Genomic DNA, 21066 nt, shown 5'->3' on the forward strand with positions numbered 1-21066 from the left:
ATCATTAAAATTAACTAAATAGAAAAATGAAGATTATTAAAAGGAATTTGTTCCATACCGCCATAATTGTGTTGCTTTTGGTGGGATGTAAATCCAAGGAAGAGAAAGTAGTCGCTACTGATGAAACTGCTAAAAAGCCCAATATTGTATTTATTTATATGGATGATCTTGGGTATGGCGATATGAGTGCCTATGGGGCAACGGAAATCAGTACCCCTAATATGGATGCATTGGCAACGGGCGGTGTACAATTTACAAATGGTTATGCCTCCTCAGCTACTTGTACGCCAAGTAGGTATGCCATATTAACAGGTAGGTATCCCTGGCGTAATAAAGATGCCAAAATATTGCCAGGAACAGCTCCTTTGATAATTGATACGGCACAAATAACAGTGCCCAAAATGTTGCAGGGGGAAGGTTATGCCACCGGTATTGTGGGTAAATGGCATTTGGGACTTGGTAGCGGAAATGTGAATTGGAATGAAAGGGTGTCACCTGGCCCCAATGAAGTTGGTTTTGATTATTCCTATATTCTTGCTGCAACCCAGGATAGGGTGCCAACGGTGTATATTGCCGACGGTCACGTAGACGGTTTGGATCCAAATGACCCCATTGAAGTTAGCTACGAGAAAAATTTTGAAGGGGAACCCACGGGATTGGACAATCCTGAACTGACTACTATGAAATGGCATCACGGTCATAACAACAGTATAGTGAATGGAGTTCCAAGAATTGGCTTTATGAAGGGTGGGGAGTCTGCTAAATGGAGCGATGTTGATATGGCGGACCATTTTTTGGCCAAAGCCCAACAGTATGTAAAAGAGCATAAAAACAAACCTTTCTTTTTGTACTATGCCTTGCAACAGCCACATGTACCACGTACACCGCACCCGCGTTTTGCCGGAAAATCTGGAATGGGTCCAAGAGGGGATGTTATTTTGGAGGCCGATTGGATGATAGGGGAGTTTATGAAAACCCTGGAAGATGAAGGAATCCTTGAGAATACATTAATTGTCTTCTCAAGTGATAACGGCCCAGTAGTCAACGATGGTTATTATGACGACTCCGAAGAAAAATTGGGCAATCATACCCCAGCAGGAATTTTAAGAGGAGGTAAATATAGTTTGTTCGATGCTGGTACCAGGGTTCCATTTATTACCTATTGGAAAGGTACAATAGCCCCAGGTAAATCTGATGCCTTGGTATGTCAGTTAGACTTGCTTACTTCAATGGCCGCTTTGGTTGGAAGTGATAAGACAGGTGAGGATAGTGAGAATCTTTTGGATGCATTTATGGGTAAATCCAAGGACGGAAGGGAAGAGTTGGTATTGGAAGCAACCTCCAGAACAGCCTTTAGAAAAGGTAATTGGGCTATGATTCCTCCATATAAAGGACCAGCGATAAACAAAATGGTGAACATTGAGTTGGGTAATGCTGAAGAGTATCAATTATATAATCTGGAAAACGATCCAAGTCAAAAGGAAAATCTGGCTAAATCCAATCCTGAAAAACTTCAGGAATTAATTGCGGACTTTGAAAAAATCAGAGGCAATTCAAATGACGGAATCCAAGACTTGGAACTCAAATAAGGTGTGTTAATTACCCATAGCCAAGAAGAAAGAATTGAATCTTGATATATGAAAAAATCTGCCTTACATACCTTGTTGATCGGATGCTTGTTCCTGACTCTGGTAGCGAACGCTCAAAAAAGTAAGGAAAGGCCCAATATCCTGTTTTGCATTGCAGACGATGCATCCATGAAGAGTTTTGGAGCCTATGGGGATACTTTTATCCATACGCCTTCTATAGACAGCCTGGCCAAAGAAGGGGTTGTTTTTAATAATGCGTATAACGGCAATCCAAAATGTTCCCCGGCACGGGCCTGTATTCTTACAGGAAAATACAGTTGGCAACTCAAGGAGGCGGCGGATCACAATGGCCGTTTTCCTTCCGAGTTCAAGACCTATCCGCAATTATTGGCAAATGAGGGGTATAATGTAGGTTTTTCTGGTAAAGGATGGGGTCCTGGGGTGTATGATACTGCCGATAATCCGGCCGGACCGGAATACAACAGTATAAAAATAACACCCCCGTATGAGAATATAAGTAATATAGATTATGCCGCCAACTTTGGTGCATTTTTGAACGAAAAGGGAGAGGAAAAACCTTTCTGTTTTTGGTTGGGAGCCAAGGAGCCCCATAGGGCCTATGAACTGGATTCTTGGAAAAAGGCAGGGCGTGAATTGAAAGAAGCAGTTGTGCCCCCCTTTTATCCGGATAACGACATAGTTCGTGGAGACCTATTGGATTATGCCAATGAGGTGGAATGGTACGATACCCAAGTGGGTAAGGCCATACAAATATTGAGGGAAAAAGGTTTGTTGGAAAATACCATGATTGTGGTTACCTCAGATCATGGGATGCCATTCCCTAGGGTAAAAGGACAAATATACGAGGAAGGCTTTCACATTCCATTGATCTTTTATTGGAAGGGTAAAATCTACCCTGGTCGTACCGTCAACGATTTTGTGAGTTTTTCCGATTTGGCACCAACATTTATGGAAGTAGTGGGGGCTCTACCACATCGGCAAATGACTGGAGGAAGTCTTATAAAACAGTTACTCTCTCCAAAATCTGGACAAATAGACCCTTCCCGTGATCATGTATTATTGGGCAAGGAACGTCATGATGTTGGTCGGTCCAATGAGGACGGGACAGATTTGGCCTATCCCGTCCGTGCCATTCGGAATGATTCGTTACTCTACGTTCATAATATAAAACCAAAAAGATGGCCTGTTGGAAATCCCGAATACGGGTTTTTAAACTGCGATGGATCCCCAACCAAAACTTATCTTACAGATTTAAAACCTGGGGATAAGGAATACTTCTTTTTTGAGATGAATTTTGATAAAAGGCCGGAGCATGAGTTGTATAACATTCAAGAAGATCCACATTGTATCAATAATTTGGCCGATCTTCCCGAATATGCTGTGCAAATAAAAAAACTCCGCACTCAAATGGAAACAGAGCTTATAGCTCAGGGAGACCCACGAACCTTAGGTAATGGCGATATTTTTGATAATTATATCTACTACGGAAAGCGGTTGGATTATAAAACAGGGGAGCGTATATCTCCTTTGAATTATGTGAAGCAGGATGAATAATTTAGCACAGTTAAAGATATTGCTATGTCCCTATTCACACCAATGCTGCTGGTTCTCCCTGAATTAGGTCAGAACCTACTATTGCATAAGCCCAATGTGGTTTTGATTTACAACCGGATAGCGAGCGGAAGAAATTATGACTCTTGTTTATTCTATTTAAAACGATAATATATGAATTTTAGGCTAATTATTATATCCGCTTGTTTTGGTTTATTGTTGACGGGCTGTAATGAGAAAAAGGAAACACAGGCAGCCTCACAGAAGCAGGTAGAGAGGCCCAATATAATACTCTTTGTTGCTGATGACCATGGAACCGATGCCCTCGGGGCATACGGGAATAAGGTAATAAAAACCCCGAATCTGGATAAATTGGCCTCTGAAGGTGTACGTTTCAACAACGCCTATTGTACCACTGCCAGCTGTGCTGCCAGTAGATCGGTAATTCTTACCGGACTCTATGGCCATGCCACCGGTTCTTATGGTCATGTACACGACTATCATCATTTTAGCACCTATGACATCGTAAAATCCCTGCCCGTGCTGCTTGAAAAAGAAGGGTATACCACGGCTAGGATAGGAAAATATCACGTGGCTCCGGAATCCGTGTACCATTTTGAACAAGAGTTGAAGGCCGACCCTAGAAGTACCGTGGCCATGGCAGAAGAATGCAAAGATGTTTTGACATCCGACAAACCATTTTTTTTGTATTTCTGTACAGATGATCCGCATAGGGCAAATTCTACAGATCCCGAACAATGGGATGCCCCAAACAGTTTTGGGAACAAGTTGGAAGGCTATCCAGGGGTAGAGACTATTGTTTACGATCCGGCTGAGGTTGTGGTTCCGGATTTTTTGCCGGATACTAATGAAAGTAGGGAAGAAATTGCCCAGTACTACCAAAGTGTTTCCAGAATAGATCAGGGTTTTGGTAAGTTGATGCAGATGCTTCAGGAGTCGGGCAAGGCAGACAACACTATAGTTATTTATATATCTGATAATGGCATGGCATTTCCTGGTGCCAAAACCACCTTATATGAGCCAGGGATGAAACTGCCCTGTATTATTAAGGACCCTTTCTCCAAGTTGAAGAATACCACTTCGGATGCTATGATTTCTTGGGTAGACCTTACACCTACCATTTTGGACATGGCGCAAGTGGAAACAAAAGGATACTCGTTTCATGGGCGTTCTTTTAAAGAGGTATTGGATATTAAGGAACCTGAAGGCTGGGATGAAATATACGCCTCCCACACCTTTCATGAAATCACCATGTATTACCCCATGCGCGTGGTGCGGGACAAAAATTACAAGCTTATAAGGAACATAGCATGGCGATCGGAATATCCCTTTGCATCGGACTTATGGGCGGCTTCTACATGGCAGGAGGTATATAGAAACAAAAAAGAGTATTTCGGTAAAAGAAAGGTACAAGATTACCTGTTTCGCCCTGAATTTGAATTATTCGATTTGGAAAAAGATCCCGATGAAATAGTGAACCTGGCCAACGACCCCAATTATAAGGAAGTAATGGATGAAATGATAAAAAAAATGAAAGCCTTTCAAATTAAAACCCGTGATCCCTGGCTAATTACTTGGGATCATGATAACTCTCTCCAGGGCACAGGGGTAAATTTATAGAGTAACAATAAGTTCAAATCGCAATTAATAACTATAAGCTTCTCACATGTAGTCTTAATCTTTTTACTAGAAGTGAACTGGCAAAGGCTTATGACTGTTTAACCTGAGCAAAAAGGCAATAATTAGATTGTTAGTTTAGCCATAGGGAACATTTCTGATAGTGCATTGTAAAAGAAACAGAAATTAAGGAGAAACAAAGGTTTTAAAATAAGGAAATGAGAAAATTTCAACTATTAAATAGAAGTCCAAAAAATTACAAAATTGTGATGCTACTTGTCATTTCCCTTTTGTGTGGGACTGGTTTTTCACAATCGGAGGGGCTACTTTCGGAAAATGTAGTGTTCACAACTGAAATAGCCGAGGACGCTTCCCCAGCTGTTTTGGCCAGAATTCGTCAGGCAAAGGAATATCCCATTTCCAAAATTAAATTTGAAAAGGGAACCTATCATTTCTATCCGGACAAGGCCTTCGAAAAATTTACCCGTATTTCCAATCATGACGATGTGTTGGCGAAGACTGCCATGCCTATATTTGGGATGCAGGGCTTGACCATTAATGGCCAAGGTTCTACTTTTATCTTTCACGGGAGAATGATTCCATTTCTAATTGAGGATTCAAAAAATATTACCATTACGAATGTTACTGTCGACTGGGCAGTGCCTTTTCATAGTGAGGGACTAATAGTGGCCAATGATGTGAACAACAATTCCTTTGACATGGAGCTTTCAGAGGAGTATCCTTATGAGATTAGAAATGGTCAGTTGATTTTTGTAAAGGAGTATTACGAGCATAACTTGGGACAGTCCATTCTTTTTGATCCCGCCCGGAATGCCATCGCCTTTAATACCGAAGTTTATACACCAATATCCGCCACACGCAACTCTAGTGTTCAGCACAATCTTGATAAAATAAAATATAAGTATAAGACCGATCCCCGTTCCAAGGTGGAAAAAGTCCGTGGAAAAGAGGATAATTTAAGGGTAGAGGAAGTTAAGCCGGGTACTGTCCGTATTTTTAATCACAAACAGAAATTGCCCCCCGTGGGAATGGTTTTGGTCTGCAAGGGCGATCAGAGTCTAAACCGCCTGGCACCTGCCTTTCGGATTACGGGAACAGAAGGCTTTAATGCAAAAAATGTGAATGTCCACCATGCAGGAGGAATGGGGTTGATTGCAGAGAATTCATCAGACCTCATTTTGGACAGCTTTAATGTTACTCCTTCCCAGGGAAGAATGGTCTCTACCACAGCCGATGCTACCCATTTTGTTGGTTGTAGGGGCAAAGTGGTACTAAAAAATTGCACGTTTAACAATCAGTTGGACGATGCCACTAATGTCCATGGCACCTATCAGGAAGTGATGGATGTCATAGGTAAAAACAGCATCGGTGTCCGTATGGGACATGCCCAGCAACAAGGATTTACTATAGGGCGTGCCAACGATACTATTGGACTGGTGAGATTGGCGACTTCCTTTTTTCCGTATGATTATCTTACCCTAAAAAGTACAGAATATATAAACGGTAGGTACCAGATAATAAGCTTTAACGAAGATCTGCCAGCGGGGCTAAAGGTTGGCGATTTAATTGAAAATGTAGAGGGCTATCCAGAACTATTGGTGCAAAATTGTAATATTAGCCGTAATCGAGCTAGGGGACTTCTTATTTCCAATCCAAAGAAAACAGTTATTGAAAATAATTATTTTAGTACAGAAATGGAAGCCATTCTTATTCCTGTGGAAAGCAGTCATTGGTTTGAATCTGGTAATGCTGCCAACCTTATTATTAGGAATAATACTTTTCAGGACAATCAGCACAGCGGATTTAATAGGGGGGTAATTCGTTTTGTTACCGATAATGAAAATCACAATATAGCATTCAAAAATATTGAAATAACGAATAACCAGTTTCATCAATTCGACAATCTTATTTTGGAGATTTCGAATGTTGATGGATTGTTGTTTCAAGGGAATACGATAACCAATTCTGGCAGCTTCCCCATACTGTACCCCGATAATCCCGCCATTACGGTAAAAGCATCAAAAAATATCGTGTTCAAGAAAAACAAATATATGGGCAAGGCGAAACAAATACTATTGAAAGACGAATTGCTTCACAACCTTAAATTTAAATAACAACCAAATAATTTATAGACAATGTTTTACTTTAAAATAAGAAATCGCTACTCATTACCAATTGTTGTTTTAATGATAATGGGATTAGGCGGGAAAATAGCTTATGCCCAAGAGGCTGGGGCTATGGCCAATGATCAAAAACCAAACATTATATTTATCCTTACCGATGATTTGGGATATGGCGATGTGGGGGTATTTTTTCAAAATCAAAGACAGAAGATCAACGACCGCAGTGAACCTTGGGTCTTGACGCCCAATCTGGATAAAATGGCTTCTGAGGGCGCATTAATGCCCCATCACTATTCAGCTGCACCGGTTTGTGCCCCTTCTAGGGCTTCCTTATTGTCCGGTTTAAGTCAAGGACATGCCAATGTTAGGAATAATCAGTTCGACAAGGCCTTGGCGGATAACCACACCATGGGCAACGTACTTCAGAAATTGGGCTATACTACTGCCGCCATTGGAAAATGGGGTCTAATGGGTTCCAATAAATGGTCCGAAGATGGAGATAGTTGGCCTGCTCATCCCATAGATCGTGGGTTCGACTACTATTACGGCTATATGCGGCATAGGGATGGACACGAGCATTATCCCAAGGAAGGTCTTTATAGGGGAGCAAAGGAAGTCTATGAAAATAAAACAGAAGTAAGTAAGGATCTGGACAAGTGTTATACCGGAGACCTATGGACCGCCGTGGCCAAAAAATGGATTGTAGAACAAACAAAAGGTAAAGGGGGAAAACAACCCTTCTTTATGTATTTGGCCTTTGATACTCCACATGCCGTTTTAGAACTGCCCACCCAGGCCTATCCCGATGGGGGAGGATTAAATGGTGGGTTGCAATGGACAGGGAAGCCTGGTCAAATGATCAACACGGCTTCGGGAACCATAGATTCCTGGGTACATCCAGATTATAGCGACGCTACCTATGATCATGACAACAATGAAACTACGCCAGAAGTGGCCTGGCCCATTGTCTATAAGCGATATGCCACGACTACCCGGAGAATCGATGATCAGGTAGGTGATATTTTAAAGCTATTATCCGATTTAAATATCGATCAAAACACCTTGGTGGTATTTAGTTCTGACAATGGGCCCTCCATTGAATCATACCTGGACAATGAGCCCTATAAGGCCAATTTTTTTAACAGTTTTGGTCCGTTTGATGGAATTAAAAGGGATGTCCTGGAAGGGGGGGAGCGATTGCCCACTATTGCCAAATGGCCGGCACGGATCAAGGCTGGGCACGTGGTTGAATCGCCTTCAGTATCCTATGACTGGTTGCCGACTTTTACTGCTGCAGCGGGTACTCCTGCACCTGTAAATACTAACGGAGTTTCCTTGCTACCGTCCTTGACGGGAAAAGGGGACCAACAACAGAGTCTTATCTATGTGGAATATACCCAAGGTAACCATACACCAAATTATGACGAATTTGCACCCAATAATCGCGGTAGACTGAGGAAGGAAATGCAGATGATGCGAATCGGGGACCTGGTCGGACTCCGATATGATATTAAAAATGCCGATGATGATTTTGAAATATACAATGTTATCAACGATACACAACAGGCTAATAATTTAGCGGGTAATGGCAATATGAGAGAGTTACAGCAAACTTTTAAAGAAAGAGTACTGCAGGTGCGTATGCCAGATACTACCGCCCAAAGGCCATATGACAATGCCCCTATAGCTGCAAGTTCTGGGGAAGGACTGATCAACGGACTTAGTTGGAAAGCCTACCAAAATTCGGCTCCTTGGTTGCCGCAATTAAATTTGTTGCCGGCTACTGCAATGGGTAAAGTTACATCCCTTGATCCAGCAGGAATAAAGTTGAATAAAGGGGAGTTGTTACTTTTTGAGGGATACATTAATATTCCTGTGAATGGAGAATATACTTTCTCCATGAAGTCCGAAACTAAAGGTTTTTTAAAAATTCATGGGGCAAGTGTTATTGATGCGGATTATGGATATGAAGCTGGCACAATAAGAGAAGGGAGCATTACCCTTAAAGCAGGTTATCACCCTATTAAGATTTACTGTGGTAGAAATTCTAAGAGTCCCAACACTCCCGAATTAAGCTGGGAAGGTCCAACTTTTTCGAGAACCAAAGTCCCTGAAAATGCATATTTCACCAAGTAAAAAAAATATAGGCAATAAATAACCTAAAACTCATTTCCTATGAAAAATAGATTGGCATTGTTCTCTCTAATGTTGTTTGCCTTTTCCATGGTTGCACAAGAGCGTCCCAATATTATTTGGCTTATGGCAGAAGACATGAGTTTGGATCTGGAATGCTATGGTATGAAAGGAGTGAAAACGCCCAACCTAAATAGAATGGCCGAGGAGGGTGTGCGATTTGATAATTGCTTTGTTACCAATCCCATCTGTTCACCAAGTCGGTCGGCGATGCTCACCGGTACACACCAGTTAAAGATCAATGCCCACCACCATCGAAGCAATCGAGATGTACCCCTTAATGAAAATTATAAACCTTTTACCTTTTGGTTACGCAAAGCGGGATATACCACTATCCTTGGCCATCACGGGGTTATGGGTAAAGGGCGTAAAATAGATGCCAATTTTAAGCACGAAGCTTTAGGGCCTTGGGACGGAAAGACCCAATTTGGAATTTTTGATAAATACGATGAGTTTGAGAAAAAGGATGAGCCATTTTTTGCCCAGATTCAGTTATTGGCTAGCCATAGGGGCGATTGGTGGAACAAAGTTAGGGAGGAATCCAAGCACCCTGTAGATCCCGAGGAGGTGGAATTGCCCGCTTTTATGGCAGATGACCCTGTAATTAGACTGGATTGGGCCAAATACCTGGATCAGATAGAATACCTGGACAACGAAGTGGGCATGATCTTTAAGGAATTGGAGGAAAAGGATATGGCGGATAACACCGTGGTTATTTTTATAGGGGATAATGGCCGTTGTAATATCCGTGGAAAGGGGTATCTGCATGATCCGGGCCTGCATATTCCCTTTATTGTGTATTACCCCAAGGGGATAGAAGGAGGCCAAATCCGAAAAGATGTGGTAAGCGCGACTGATATTACAGCCACTGTATTGGATTTTGCAAAGGTGAAAGTACCGGATTACATGACCGGAAAGCCCGTGTTTGATAAGAAATTTGATAGGGACTATGTATAAGCTGCAAGAGACCTTTGGGACGAAGTGGAGGAAAAGTCAAGGGCGCTTACTTCGGGCAACTGGAAATACATCAGAAATGATAGACCTGAAATTCCCTTCGATGCACATCAGGCTTATTTGGAGTTTTATCGGCCAGCAGTCCATGTTATGCGCCGGTTAAAGGAGGAAGGCAAACTAAGTGAGCACGAAAGTATTTTCTTTGAACCGCATAAACAGCCCGAAGAATTATATAATTTAGTGGAGGACCCACAGGAATTGAACAATCTTGTGAATAAGCCTGAGTGTGCCAAATTATTGAAAGATCTTAGAAAAATGATCGTTCAATATGATAAAAAAATGAAGCCGGTAAGCAATATCTATCACCCTGTACATGCCAATGCCGTAGATTTATTGGAATGGGTTAAAAAGGATAGACCCGAACTGTACCAGCAAATGTTGGATGGTGTTGAAATAGGTTTTCAGACCCTTTCCAAGGAATATAAGGGTGTGAAATAGGCGAACGGGCGCAAGGTTTTAGAAAAGCGCAGGTTTCAACTTAGGGCCTAAAATCTACAAGCTTTTATGTAAGAGATTGCATTAAAATTTAGAACCAAATCCATAAATGGTTAATTTTGCACATGAATAACGCCAAGGTTTTAATGAATTTGAAATTCCAAGTTTTAATTTTTAGTTTAATCTTTTTTTTGGGCCTTCCAAAGTTGGAGGCGCAGACCCAAGCTCATGACACCATCAGTACTTGGGAAATGTTGGGGTATGACGGGGCAAGTGCCTTTGGAGGGTTAAAACATGCCTACTCCAGACCTTTTCATTGGGAAAAGGACGATTTTATAACCGCAGGCGCTATTATCTTGGGAACCGGGGCGCTGTATGCCTTTGATGAAGACAGCTCCGAGTGGTTTCGGAATCAGGAAGAGGACGTTCCTGGGGTATTAAAGGAGGCCGGCTATTACCTAGGAAAACCACTTTATAACTACTCCATCAACGGCGGGGTGTATTTAATTGGGCTTTTTACGAAGAATGAAAAATGGAGAAAAACAGGGGTGCTCCTAATTTCCTCGGCCACTACGGTAGGATTACTTCAATCTGTGAGTAAAACTTTTGTTGGGCGGGCCAGGCCTATAGCCAATGTGGGAAAAGGAAGCTTTAAGCCATTTAGCAATGAAGCTGCCTATCACAGCTTTCCCTCGGGGCACACTATATTGGCATTTACTACATTTTATGCCATAGGCAAGCAATTTAAAAATCCATGGGCCAAAGGTGGGTTTTACGCTTTGGGGCTTCTTTCTCCCGTTACAAGACTTTGGAGCGGTGCCCATTGGCTAACAGATGTAGCCTTGAGTGTAGCTGTAAGTGTAGTGGTGGTAGATTCAATAGATAAATACCTTAATAAGGAGCGGTATCCCGGGATTATGTCAAAGGACAAAATTAGCTGGAGACTTCAAGTTGGGCCTGGAACCATAGGCCTAAGAGGGACTTTTTAGTTTTTTAAAAAGTGAGTTCTTTTTTTAATGAAAATATAGTGTTTGTGGGTTTTGTATATTACCATTTATTTCAACACCAACTTTAATCTGCCAAGTAAATAATATGAAGTTTATAAAACAGTTTTTTTATGGCCTATCCTTATTAGTGATAGTGATTTTTAGCGTAATGTGTAAAGACGAAAAGAAAAAGGAAGTGACCCAAAAGATTGAAAAAGTGAGTATTGAAAAAAACGAATTTGGGACTACGCCAGATGGTGGGAAGGTAGACCGCTATACCCTTAAAAATAGTTCAGGAATGACGGTGGATATAATAACCTATGGTGGAATTATTACTTCCATCAAAGTTCCAAACAAAGAGGGTGTTTCGGAAGATGTGGTTTTAGGGTACGATAACCTTGGACAATACCTAGAAAGTAGCCCGTATTTTGGTGCAATTATTGGTAGATATGGAAACAGGATAGCCAAAGGAAAATTTTCTTTGGACGGAATGGAATATAGTTTGGCCGTTAATAATGGAGAAAACCATCTGCATGGAGGTATTAAGGGTTTTGATAAAGTGATCTGGGAGGCATCCGAGGAAACGGGCGAAAATTATGCAGCCTTAAAATTGGTTTATTTGAGCAAGGATATGGAAGAAGGCTATCCCGGGAGCTTGAATACCACGGTTACATACACGCTTAAGGAGGACAATTCTTTGGATATGGCCTATGAGGCAACCACAGATAAGAAAACAATAGTAAACCTTACCAATCACAGTTATTTTAATCTTTCAGGGGATTTTTCCAAAACTGTTCTTGATCAGGTCCTTAGTTTGAATGCGGATAAATATCTTCCGGTAGACAATACCTTGATCCCCACAGGGGAAATTGCTGATGTGGAAAACACTCCGTTCAATTTTAGAGAACCAACACCCATCGGAAGCAGGATCGAGGCGGACGATGATCAATTGAAGAAGGGCGGCGGTTATGATCACTGCTGGGTTTTAAACGGTCAGGACAAAGGACATCGATTGATTGGAACGGTCTATGATCCAGGAAGTGGCCGGGTTTTGGAAGTGTTCACCACTGAACCAGGGGTACAGTTTTATTCTGGTAATTTTCTGGATGGCACCCTTCCTGCCAAGCAGGGGGGAACCTATAAAAAAAGAAGTGGCTTTTGTTTGGAGACCCAGCATTATCCAGATTCACCCAATCAATTGGATTTTCCATCGGTGGTTCTAAATCCTGGAGAAAAGTATAGCTCAAAAACCACCTTTAAATTCTCTACTAAATAAGGGAAACATAGCCTTTAAGGCTGTGGTCATTTCCTATTGTATGGGGTTTTTCACATCCAATCCCTTCATTTTTACGTAAATAGGTGTTGTGTATTCAATTTTATTTTAAAAAAATCGTTATACGTAGTAACCCCAATCTACTAAATGAGGAACGATTGAAAAAATCAATACACACGGCATATATTATATTGATGGTTGCAATTACCGTAGTAGCCACGATTTACTTATTTTACACGGGTTATAGTTACTACAACACCTCTTTGGAGGAACGGTTTTATCATCCCCGCCATGATTGGTTTAAACCAAGTGGTATCTATGGTCAAGGTCTGGGTATTCTTGGAACCTTTATGATAGTTTTTGGGGTAGGGATTTATATAGCTAGGAAGCGTTATAATTTTTTGGCAAAACAAATACGGCTAAAATATCTATTGGAGTTCCATATTTTTCTTTGCACTTTAGGTCCCATATTAATATTGTTTCATACCGCCTTTAAGTTTGGAGGCATAGTCTCCGTTGCTTTTTGGAGTATGGTGGCTGTTGTTTTGAGTGGCGTTATTGGCCGATTTATTTATAACCAGATTCCTAAGACCATAGAGGGCAGGATAATGAGCATGACCGAAGTCCAGGAAATGAAAACCGATATGGCGGTAGTACTACATCAAAAATTTCACCTGGAATCGAATACTATAGAGATCGTCACCAATTTGATCAGTGAAGAAAATACCCAGGATAAGACCAAAAATTTTAGCTATTTGCGTAGGGTGCTTAGCCGAAAGGACCTGCCCAAATCAGAAAGAAATGCCATTTTAAAAATGGTAAAACATGAAATAAAGCTATCTAAAAAAATTGCCAGATTACAGACGATGCAAAAACTGTTCAAATACTGGCATGTAGTTCACATGCCATTTGCGTTGATCATGCTTATTATTGTCGTGATCCACGTGGCGGTAACCCTGGCCTTTGGCTATAAATGGATTTTCTGATGGAAGAGGTAATGTTGGAACAAATAGTGGTTTATGGGGCTGTATTTTTACTTTGCGGCATTATTATCCTGTTCTACCTTCGGCGGAAAAAGGGGAAATCGGCTGTAACAGAAAAAAAAGTGGAGGTGGCCAAGGAAGAAGGTCTTTTCGAGCCCATTTCGTTATATCCACACATTGATCTTAATCTCTGCATTGGCAGTGGGGCATGTATCACGGCCTGTCCTGAGAAGGACATTTTAGGCATAGTAGATGGGGTGGCTACCGTTATAAATACCTCCAATTGTGTAGGTCACGGAGCTTGTTTCCATGCTTGTCCCGTTGAAGCAATTACCTTAAGGATAGGAACAGAATCTAGGGGAGTGGAATTGCCACATGTCAGTGAGGATTATGAAACCAACATTAAGGGAATGTATATTGCAGGGGAATTAGGTGGGATGGGCCTGATTAAGAATAGTGTGGAACAAGGCCAACAGGCCATGAAGAATATTGCAAGTACAAAAAAACCATCTAAGGAAAATATTTTGGATGTTGTGATAATAGGTGCTGGACCGGCAGGGATCTCGGCCGCACTTGAAGCAAAAAAACAATGCCTTAGTGCCATTACTTTAGAGCAAGATTCATTGGGAGGGACGGTGTATACCTTTCCGAGATCCAAAATTGTTATGACGGCGCCTATGGACCTTCCCCTTTATGGTAAAGTCAAGCTATATGACACTTCGAAGGATGAACTTTTACAACTTTGGAAAAAAGTAATCAAGGAGTACGACTTGCAAATATTGGAAAATACGAAGGTAGAAAGAATAGTTCCTATAGAAAACGAGACTTTCAAGATAATAACCAACACTGGACAGGAGTACATTTGTAACCAAGTATTGTTATCCATAGGAAGAAGGGGTACCCCAAGAAAGTTGGGAATCCCAGGTGAAGATTCGCAAAACGTTGCCTACCGCTTGTTGGAACCAGAGAATATATCAGGAAAAAAAATTATGGTTGTTGGTGGTGGGGACTCCGCAATAGAGTCCGCTTTATTGCTTAAAGAGGCCAATGAAGTAGTTCTTTCCTATAGAAAAGACCAATTTGCTAGACTCAAACCAAAAAATAAGGAAAAAATAAAGAATTCTATAGAAGATAAATCAATTGATGTAATTTTTAATTCTAACTTAGTATCTATAAGCGCCAAAAGCGTGCTGTTAACTTCTTCAGAGAGCAGCGAAAGCAAGGAAATTGAAAATGACCTTGTCTATATATTTGCAGGCGGGGAATTACCTACCAAATTTTTACAGGATGTAGGTATTAAAGTGGCCAAACGATTTGGTCACATTATGAAAAAACACAAATAGATGTTTTGCATGGCATATTAAAACATATTATTCTTCTGGCATTTTTGTCATTTACTTGTGGATATGGGCAAATATCCCCTGGTGATCTTTCACAATCCCATGCCAAATTGGAAGGGATGACCAACTGTACACTTTGTCATGAACTTGGCAATAAGGTTTCTGATAAAAAATGTTTGGAATGTCATAAGGATATCCAATCCCTAATCAATAAAAAAAGCGGTTATCATGCAAATGCAGATGTAATTAAGCAAGACTGCTTTGAATGTCATAGTGAACATCATGGACGTAAATTCGACATGGTGCGTTTTAATGAAGATGCCTTTGATCATGACCTTACAGGATACGAATTGGAAGGAAAGCATGAGTCGGTAGATTGTAAAAAATGTCATGTTTCGGAAAACATTGCGGATAAGGAATTACAAAAGCGCGCAAAAACATTTCTCGGATTGGATGAAAAATGTCTCTCCTGCCATGAGGATTATCATCAGAATACTTTATCGAATACCTGTGTGGATTGCCACAATATGGAAGCCTTTAAACCTGCGCCAAAATTTGATCATGACAAGGCCGATTTCCAGTTAAAGGGAGAGCATATAAATGTGGATTGCATAGAATGCCATAAAATGACCACTAAGAATGGTCAGGAATTTCGGGAATTTACGGATATCCCCTTTGCCAATTGCGTTTCATGCCATGAAGACCCTCACAAGGGGCAATTGGAAGGTGCCTGTGTACAATGTCATACCGAAACTGCGTTCAGTGACTTTAAGGGGCTAGGTAATTTTGACCACAACAAAACGGACTTCACTTTAAACGGTAAACATAAGGACATTGACTGTTTTAGCTGTCATTCATCAACAAGCGAACCACTCCGTGTTTTTCAGGATAGGAAGAATATCGATGAAAACAACTGTGTAAAATGTCATAAGGATGAACACGATGGTAAATTTGGTACGGATTGCGTAAAATGCCATCGTGAAAGTAGCTTTTTGTCCCTGCGTTCCATGGATTTCTTTGACCATACCAAAACAGATTACCCATTGGAGGGCGAACATGTACAGGTAGATTGTAAGGAATGCCATAAAAAGCGATTTACAACTCCCATAGATTTCTCGGCATGCAATAATTGTCATAAGGATTATCATAGGGGAGAATTTATGGCAAATGGCGTTTCCCCGGATTGTGTGGAATGCCATGTTCTGGAACAAGGCTTTGATTATAGCCTTTTCACTTTAGAGGAACACCAAAAGACCAATTTTCCATTGGAAGGAGCACACACTGCAACTCCTTGTTTTGCCTGCCATGTTAGCGAAAAAGATAAACGCTGGACATTCCGTAACATGGGTTCCGAATGCGTAGATTGCCATACGGATGTTCATGAGGGCTACATTAGTGAGAAATTCTATCCGGATAATGAATGTGCCATGTGCCATGTTAATGATGCTTGGACATCGGTTGATTTTGATCATAACAAAACCGATTGGCCATTAACCGGAAAACATACCGAAGTAAGTTGTAGAGAGTGTCATTTCAACGAATTAAGTGATATTAAAACACCTAGGGAACAAAAATTCGCTACCTTGGAAACAGACTGTGTTACCTGTCATGAAAATGTACACGGCGATACCTTTAGTGTTGATGGAATAACGAATTGTTCCGAGTGTCATGTAACGAACAGTTGGTTCCCAAAACGCTTTAACCACGATTTAACGAACTTTCCTTTAGAGGGACAACACGCCAAAATTGCTTGTAACTCCTGTCATGAAGTTGCCAATGCAAAAGGTGAAATTGAAGTAGTGTACAAAATACAAAAGTTCAGATGTATAGACTGTCACTTGCAATAATTGTATTTCTAGGTTTTTGGCCCCTGTTTGCCCAATCTCCCCATGGTGAGGAGTTAAGGATGGATTGTGCAAAATGCCATAATCCTTCAAGTTGGACCATCAATTATCGAACCGTCCAATTTGACCATGACAAGACAGATTTTCAATTGGAGGGAACCCATGCCTTAACCGATTGTAAACTTTGCCATTCCTCATTAGTATTTAGTGAGGCCCCAATGGATTGTGCTTCTTGCCATGTGGACATACATAGTCAATCTGTAGGCAATGATTGCGTTCGCTGTCATACTTCCGAGACTTGGTTGGTAGATAATATTCCGGAATTGCACGAAGAAAACGGTTTCCCTTTAATTGGTTCCCACAGTAATTTAAGTTGTGTGGAATGCCATACATCCGAGACTACTTTGCGTTTTGATCGCGTAGGCAATGAGTGTATTAGTTGCCATAGGGATGATTACGCTGCTACCCAGAGCCCGAATCACGAAACTGGAGGATTTTCTACCAATTGTATTGAATGTCATAGTCCTCTAGGATTTGGTTGGGATTCGGAAAGTATAAACCACGACTTTTTCCCATTGACACAAGGCCATGATATACAGGATTGCGCCCAATGCCATACCACAGGGAATTATTCCGATGCCTCTCCGGATTGCGTGTCTTGTCACCAAGATGAATATGCAGGTACCCAAAATCCAAATCACGGTACTTCAGGCTTTTCCACGGACTGTGTTTCCTGCCACACTACTAATCCAGGATGGACGCCAGCGGTAATAAACCACGACTTTTTCCCATTGACACAAGGCCATGATATACAGGATTGTGCCCAATGCCATACCACGACCAACTATGCTGATGCCTCTCCGGATTGCGTTTCCTGCCACCAAGATGATTATGCAGGAACCCAAAACCCCAATCACGGTACTTCAGGCTTTTCCACGGACTGTGTTTCCTGCCATAGCACCAATCCAGGATGGACGCCAGCGGTAATAAATCACGACTTTTTCCCATTGGCACAAGGCCATGATTTGCAGGATTGTACCCAGTGCCATACCACGGCCAACTATGCGGATGCGTCACCGGATTGTGTTTCCTGTCACCAAGATGATTATGCGGGTACACAAAATCCAAATCACGGTACATCAGGCTTTTCTACAGACTGTGTTTCCTGCCATACTACCAATCCAGGATGGACGCCAGCGGTAATAAACCACGACTTTTTCCCATTGACACAAGGCCATGATTTACAGGATTGCGCCCAGTGTCATACCACGGCAAATTATGCGGATGCGTCGCCGGATTGTGTTTCCTGCCACCAAGATGATTATGACCAAACCAATAATCCAAACCATATTGCGGCTAATTTTCCAACGGATTGCGTTGCTTGCCACACAACAAACCCAAATTGGACACCAGCGACCTTTGATCACGACGCGCAATATTTTCCCATATATACGGGAAAACATAGAGAAGGAGAAGCATGGGACAATTGTGTAGAATGCCATGCAAATCCAGCCAGTTATGCAGATTTCACATGTTTCACTTGCCATTCCAGACCAGATATGGATGATAAGCATTCCGAAATGAATGGTTATGCCTACGTGAGCAGTGTTTGCCTACAATGCCATCCCGATGGTACTAAGGATTAATTATGAACTTTAAATATAGTTTAATACTAGGATTTATAATATTGACCTACAGCGGCTATGGGCAAGACAATGATGAAATACTTACTGGACAGATTTCATTTTTAACTTCCAATAACATATATGTACAATTTGATACTACCTCCAAGATCAGCCCTGGTGATACCCTACATTTATCCAATACCAATTCCGCTTGTCTATTATTGAAAAGTAAATCTTCAAGTTCTTGCGTGTGTTCAATTATCAATGATTGTGAAATAAAAAAAGGGGACAAGGTATATTTTAATTATTCCAATAAAGTAGAGGCTCAGCCCATTGAGAAACCCGTTGCTAAAACAGTATCCTTAGAGCGAGAACAAAACGTTGAGGAAGTGGAACCCTTGTATACGGAAAAAATAAGGGGAAGGCTATCCGCATCTACTTATAGCACTATATCCAGTGACAGGGAGGATAGACACAGGGCTATGTCCAGTTTTTCCATAAATGCCAATCATATTAATGATTCCAAATTTTCCTTTAATTCCTATTTAAATTATAGATACATTTTAGATAATTCAGAAAGTTCAAGCCTTCAAAAAAATAGTATTCTTCGGGTTTATAACTTGGGTCTTATCTATGACATAACTCCTACATTGTCCGCCACTATTGGTAGAAATATTAACCCTAAAATATCATCTGTGGGTGCCATTGATGGTCTGCAGGTGGAGAAATACTTTGGTAAGAATAATTATGCCGGAGCCATTTTAGGCTTTAGGCCCGACATTTATGATTATGGGTTTAATTCTAATTTGCTTCAATTTGGAGGTTATGTGGGAAAGGCTCTCAATAAGGAAAATCTCTACATGCAGACTACCATGGGATTTATAGAACAGCGCAATGGGGGTGAAACGGATAGACGTTATGCCTATTTTCAACATTCGAGCACTTTCTCAAAAAACCTTAACCTTTTTTCCTCATTAGAGGTTGATCTATACAGGAAGTTAAATGACGAAACGAGTTATGGTTTTCAGCTTACCAATTTATATGTTGCTGCCAGATATAGGTTTAATAGAAAGATAAATATGATGCTTTCTTATGATTCCAGGAAGCGGATATTATACTATGAAACCTATCAAACGGAAATTGAACGATTATTGGACGATGATATAGCCAGACAGGGTATACGCGCTCGACTTAATATAAGGCCGTTTAAAAACATATTGGCGGGGGCAAGTTATAGCAAAAGGTTCCAGAATGATTCTGAGAACAAATCGGATAATATTTATGGTTATTTAACTTTGTCAAGAATACCTGAAGTTGGCGGAAGATTATCCCTTACCTTTAATATGAATAGTTCCAATTATTTGGATAGTAAAATTGCTTCTGTTAGGCATTCAAGGGAATTTTTCAACGGTAGGTTAAATGCAGACCTGTACTATAGATTGGTATTTTATAATTATACAAGTAGTCCGGAGTCTTTAACGCAAAACTATTTTGGTTCCAGTATGTCTTATAATATAAATCGGAAGTTGCTCTTTAGCCTCTCTGGGGAACTGACTATGTATAATGACGAAAACAATATTAGAATCTATGCTAGGATTGTACAACGCTTTTAAAAATGAATAGAAATGGATACAATGTATAAATATGCTTTACTCACCATAACTCTGTTGGTGATGTTCAGCTGCAATAACGGACCAAAGGTAATAAGCCCCTCAACGGAAGATGGGAACACCCAAACGAAAAGCGGAATTTTTTCAGTTGATCCAGAAACTCAAGTGACCCCCAATAACAATGCTGCAATCAGCAATGATTTTCACAAGGTGGTAGTAAATGAAGTTCTGCCTACCTCAAGGTATGTTTATCTCCGGGTTACGGAAGGCGGGGAGAAATTTTGGATCGCTACCAGAAAACAGGAGGTTGAGAAAGGCGAAGTCTATTTTTACAGAAACGGACTCCTTAAAACTAATTTTGAAAGTAAGGAATATAACAAGGTATTCGATACCATATATTTAATTTCTAATTTGGTGGCGGAAGATCATGCCAAACATGTTGGTAATTTGCCGCCCAATACTGCCAAAACAGTTAAGACAAATACGCAGAAAGAGGACATACCCACACATACTAACAAAGTAGTGGAACACAAGGGTACTCTTAAAATAGCAGAACTGGTCAAAGATTTTAAAAAGTATGAAGGACATACGGTTCAAATAAGTGGTAAATGTGTAAAATCCAATGCAAATATTATGGGGCGAAATTGGATACATATCCAAGACGGCAGCAAAAACGATTTTGATCTGGTGGTAACCTCCAATACCTTTGTTCCTGAGGGTGAAGTGGTCACTTTCCGCGCAGTTGTGGGACTTAATAGGGATTTTGGTGCAGGTTATAAATATGACCTCATTTTAGAAAATGGAACCTTGGTTCAATAGG

Annotated in this window: 15 protein-coding genes; all 15 read left to right on the forward strand. The window is 40.9% G+C overall.

Going from position 1 to position 21066, the window contains the following annotated elements; translation table 11 throughout:
• Positions 1 to 26: 26 nt before the first annotated feature.
• The 15 genes from KO529_RS07155 to KO529_RS07220 all read left to right on the forward strand — a co-directional run bounded on the left by KO529_RS07155 (position 27) and on the right by KO529_RS07220 (position 21065).
• Positions 27 to 1589: a sulfatase family protein gene (locus KO529_RS07155; RefSeq protein ID WP_215947240.1), complete on the forward strand. Its 1563-nt coding sequence runs from the start codon at positions 27 to 29 to the stop codon at positions 1587 to 1589.
• Positions 1590 to 1637: 48 nt separating this feature from the next.
• On the forward strand, positions 1638 to 3164 hold the full coding sequence (locus tag KO529_RS07160) for a sulfatase family protein (RefSeq protein ID WP_215947241.1): 1527 nt from the start codon (positions 1638 to 1640) through the stop codon (positions 3162 to 3164).
• Between the two features lie 171 nt (positions 3165 to 3335).
• The gene (locus KO529_RS07165; RefSeq protein ID WP_215947242.1) at positions 3336 to 4802 is read left to right on the forward strand and encodes a sulfatase family protein; all 1467 of its coding nucleotides are present in this window, start codon (positions 3336 to 3338) and stop codon (positions 4800 to 4802) included.
• A gap of 215 nt (positions 4803 to 5017) precedes the next feature.
• A complete protein-coding gene (locus KO529_RS07170) occupies positions 5018 to 6934 on the forward strand; it encodes a right-handed parallel beta-helix repeat-containing protein (protein ID WP_252734336.1) in 1917 nt (638 codons plus the stop codon).
• Between the two features lie 72 nt (positions 6935 to 7006).
• On the forward strand, positions 7007 to 9079 hold the full coding sequence (locus KO529_RS07175; protein WP_215947243.1) for a sulfatase-like hydrolase/transferase: 2073 nt from the start codon (positions 7007 to 7009) through the stop codon (positions 9077 to 9079).
• A gap of 39 nt (positions 9080 to 9118) precedes the next feature.
• A complete protein-coding gene (locus KO529_RS23440; protein ID WP_252734337.1) occupies positions 9119 to 10093 on the forward strand; it encodes a sulfatase family protein in 975 nt (324 codons plus the stop codon).
• Positions 10094 to 10117: 24 nt separating this feature from the next.
• A complete protein-coding gene (locus KO529_RS23445; RefSeq protein WP_354667769.1) occupies positions 10118 to 10588 on the forward strand; it encodes a sulfatase/phosphatase domain-containing protein in 471 nt (156 codons plus the stop codon).
• Positions 10589 to 10731: 143 nt separating this feature from the next.
• Positions 10732 to 11574, forward strand: coding sequence for a phosphatase PAP2 family protein (locus KO529_RS07185; protein ID WP_215947244.1), 843 nt, complete (start codon positions 10732 to 10734; stop codon positions 11572 to 11574).
• Between the two features lie 103 nt (positions 11575 to 11677).
• On the forward strand, positions 11678 to 12847 hold the full coding sequence (locus KO529_RS07190; protein ID WP_215947245.1) for an aldose epimerase family protein: 1170 nt from the start codon (positions 11678 to 11680) through the stop codon (positions 12845 to 12847).
• 155 nt (positions 12848 to 13002) lie between these two features.
• Positions 13003 to 13830 carry a hypothetical protein gene (locus KO529_RS07195; protein WP_252734338.1) on the forward strand — a complete coding sequence of 276 codons (828 nt, stop codon included), beginning with the start codon at positions 13003 to 13005 and terminating at the stop codon, positions 13828 to 13830.
• Complete coding sequence (locus KO529_RS07200; RefSeq protein WP_252734339.1) at positions 13830 to 15170, forward strand: NAD(P)-binding domain-containing protein; 1341 nt, start codon at positions 13830 to 13832, stop codon at positions 15168 to 15170. Before KO529_RS07195 ends, KO529_RS07200 begins: the two co-directional genes overlap by 1 nt.
• A 5-nt stretch (positions 15171 to 15175) precedes the next feature.
• Positions 15176 to 17014, forward strand: coding sequence for a hypothetical protein (locus KO529_RS07205; RefSeq protein ID WP_215947246.1), 1839 nt, complete (start codon positions 15176 to 15178; stop codon positions 17012 to 17014).
• Entirely contained in the window at positions 16990 to 18657 is a 1668-nt protein-coding gene (locus KO529_RS07210) for a cytochrome c3 family protein (RefSeq protein WP_215947247.1), read from the forward strand. Before KO529_RS07205 ends, KO529_RS07210 begins: the two co-directional genes overlap by 25 nt.
• A gap of 2 nt (positions 18658 to 18659) precedes the next feature.
• Entirely contained in the window at positions 18660 to 20249 is a 1590-nt protein-coding gene (locus KO529_RS07215; RefSeq protein ID WP_215947248.1) for a hypothetical protein, read from the forward strand.
• A gap of 12 nt (positions 20250 to 20261) precedes the next feature.
• Complete coding sequence (locus KO529_RS07220) at positions 20262 to 21065, forward strand: GW dipeptide domain-containing protein (RefSeq protein ID WP_215947249.1); 804 nt, start codon at positions 20262 to 20264, stop codon at positions 21063 to 21065.
• Position 21066 lies beyond the last annotated feature (1 nt).

This window comes from Arenibacter algicola, assembly GCF_018860365.1.
GTDB classification, from domain to species: domain Bacteria; phylum Bacteroidota; class Bacteroidia; order Flavobacteriales; family Flavobacteriaceae; genus Arenibacter; species Arenibacter algicola_B.

Bases quoted from the DNA above. Each gene is read 5' to 3' on its own strand.
- KO529_RS07155 (WP_215947240.1), top strand. From the start codon at position 27: ATGAAGATTATTAAAAGGAATTTGTTCCATACCGCCATAATTGTGTTG.
- KO529_RS07160 (WP_215947241.1), top strand. From the start codon at position 1,638: ATGAAAAAATCTGCCTTACATACCTTGTTGATCGGATGCTTGTTCCTG.
- KO529_RS07165 (WP_215947242.1), top strand. From the start codon at position 3,336: ATGAATTTTAGGCTAATTATTATATCCGCTTGTTTTGGTTTATTGTTG.
- KO529_RS07170 (WP_252734336.1), top strand. From the start codon at position 5,018: ATGAGAAAATTTCAACTATTAAATAGAAGTCCAAAAAATTACAAAATT.
- KO529_RS07175 (WP_215947243.1), top strand. From the start codon at position 7,007: ATGATAATGGGATTAGGCGGGAAAATAGCTTATGCCCAAGAGGCTGGG.
- KO529_RS23440 (WP_252734337.1), top strand. From the start codon at position 9,119: ATGAAAAATAGATTGGCATTGTTCTCTCTAATGTTGTTTGCCTTTTCC.
- KO529_RS07185 (WP_215947244.1), top strand. From the start codon at position 10,732: ATGAATTTGAAATTCCAAGTTTTAATTTTTAGTTTAATCTTTTTTTTG.
- KO529_RS07190 (WP_215947245.1), top strand. From the start codon at position 11,678: ATGAAGTTTATAAAACAGTTTTTTTATGGCCTATCCTTATTAGTGATA.
- KO529_RS07200 (WP_252734339.1), top strand. From the start codon at position 13,830: ATGGAAGAGGTAATGTTGGAACAAATAGTGGTTTATGGGGCTGTATTT.
- KO529_RS07210 (WP_215947247.1), top strand. From the start codon at position 16,990: ATGTATAGACTGTCACTTGCAATAATTGTATTTCTAGGTTTTTGGCCC.
- KO529_RS07215 (WP_215947248.1), top strand. From the start codon at position 18,660: ATGAACTTTAAATATAGTTTAATACTAGGATTTATAATATTGACCTAC.
- KO529_RS07220 (WP_215947249.1), top strand. From the start codon at position 20,262: ATGGATACAATGTATAAATATGCTTTACTCACCATAACTCTGTTGGTG.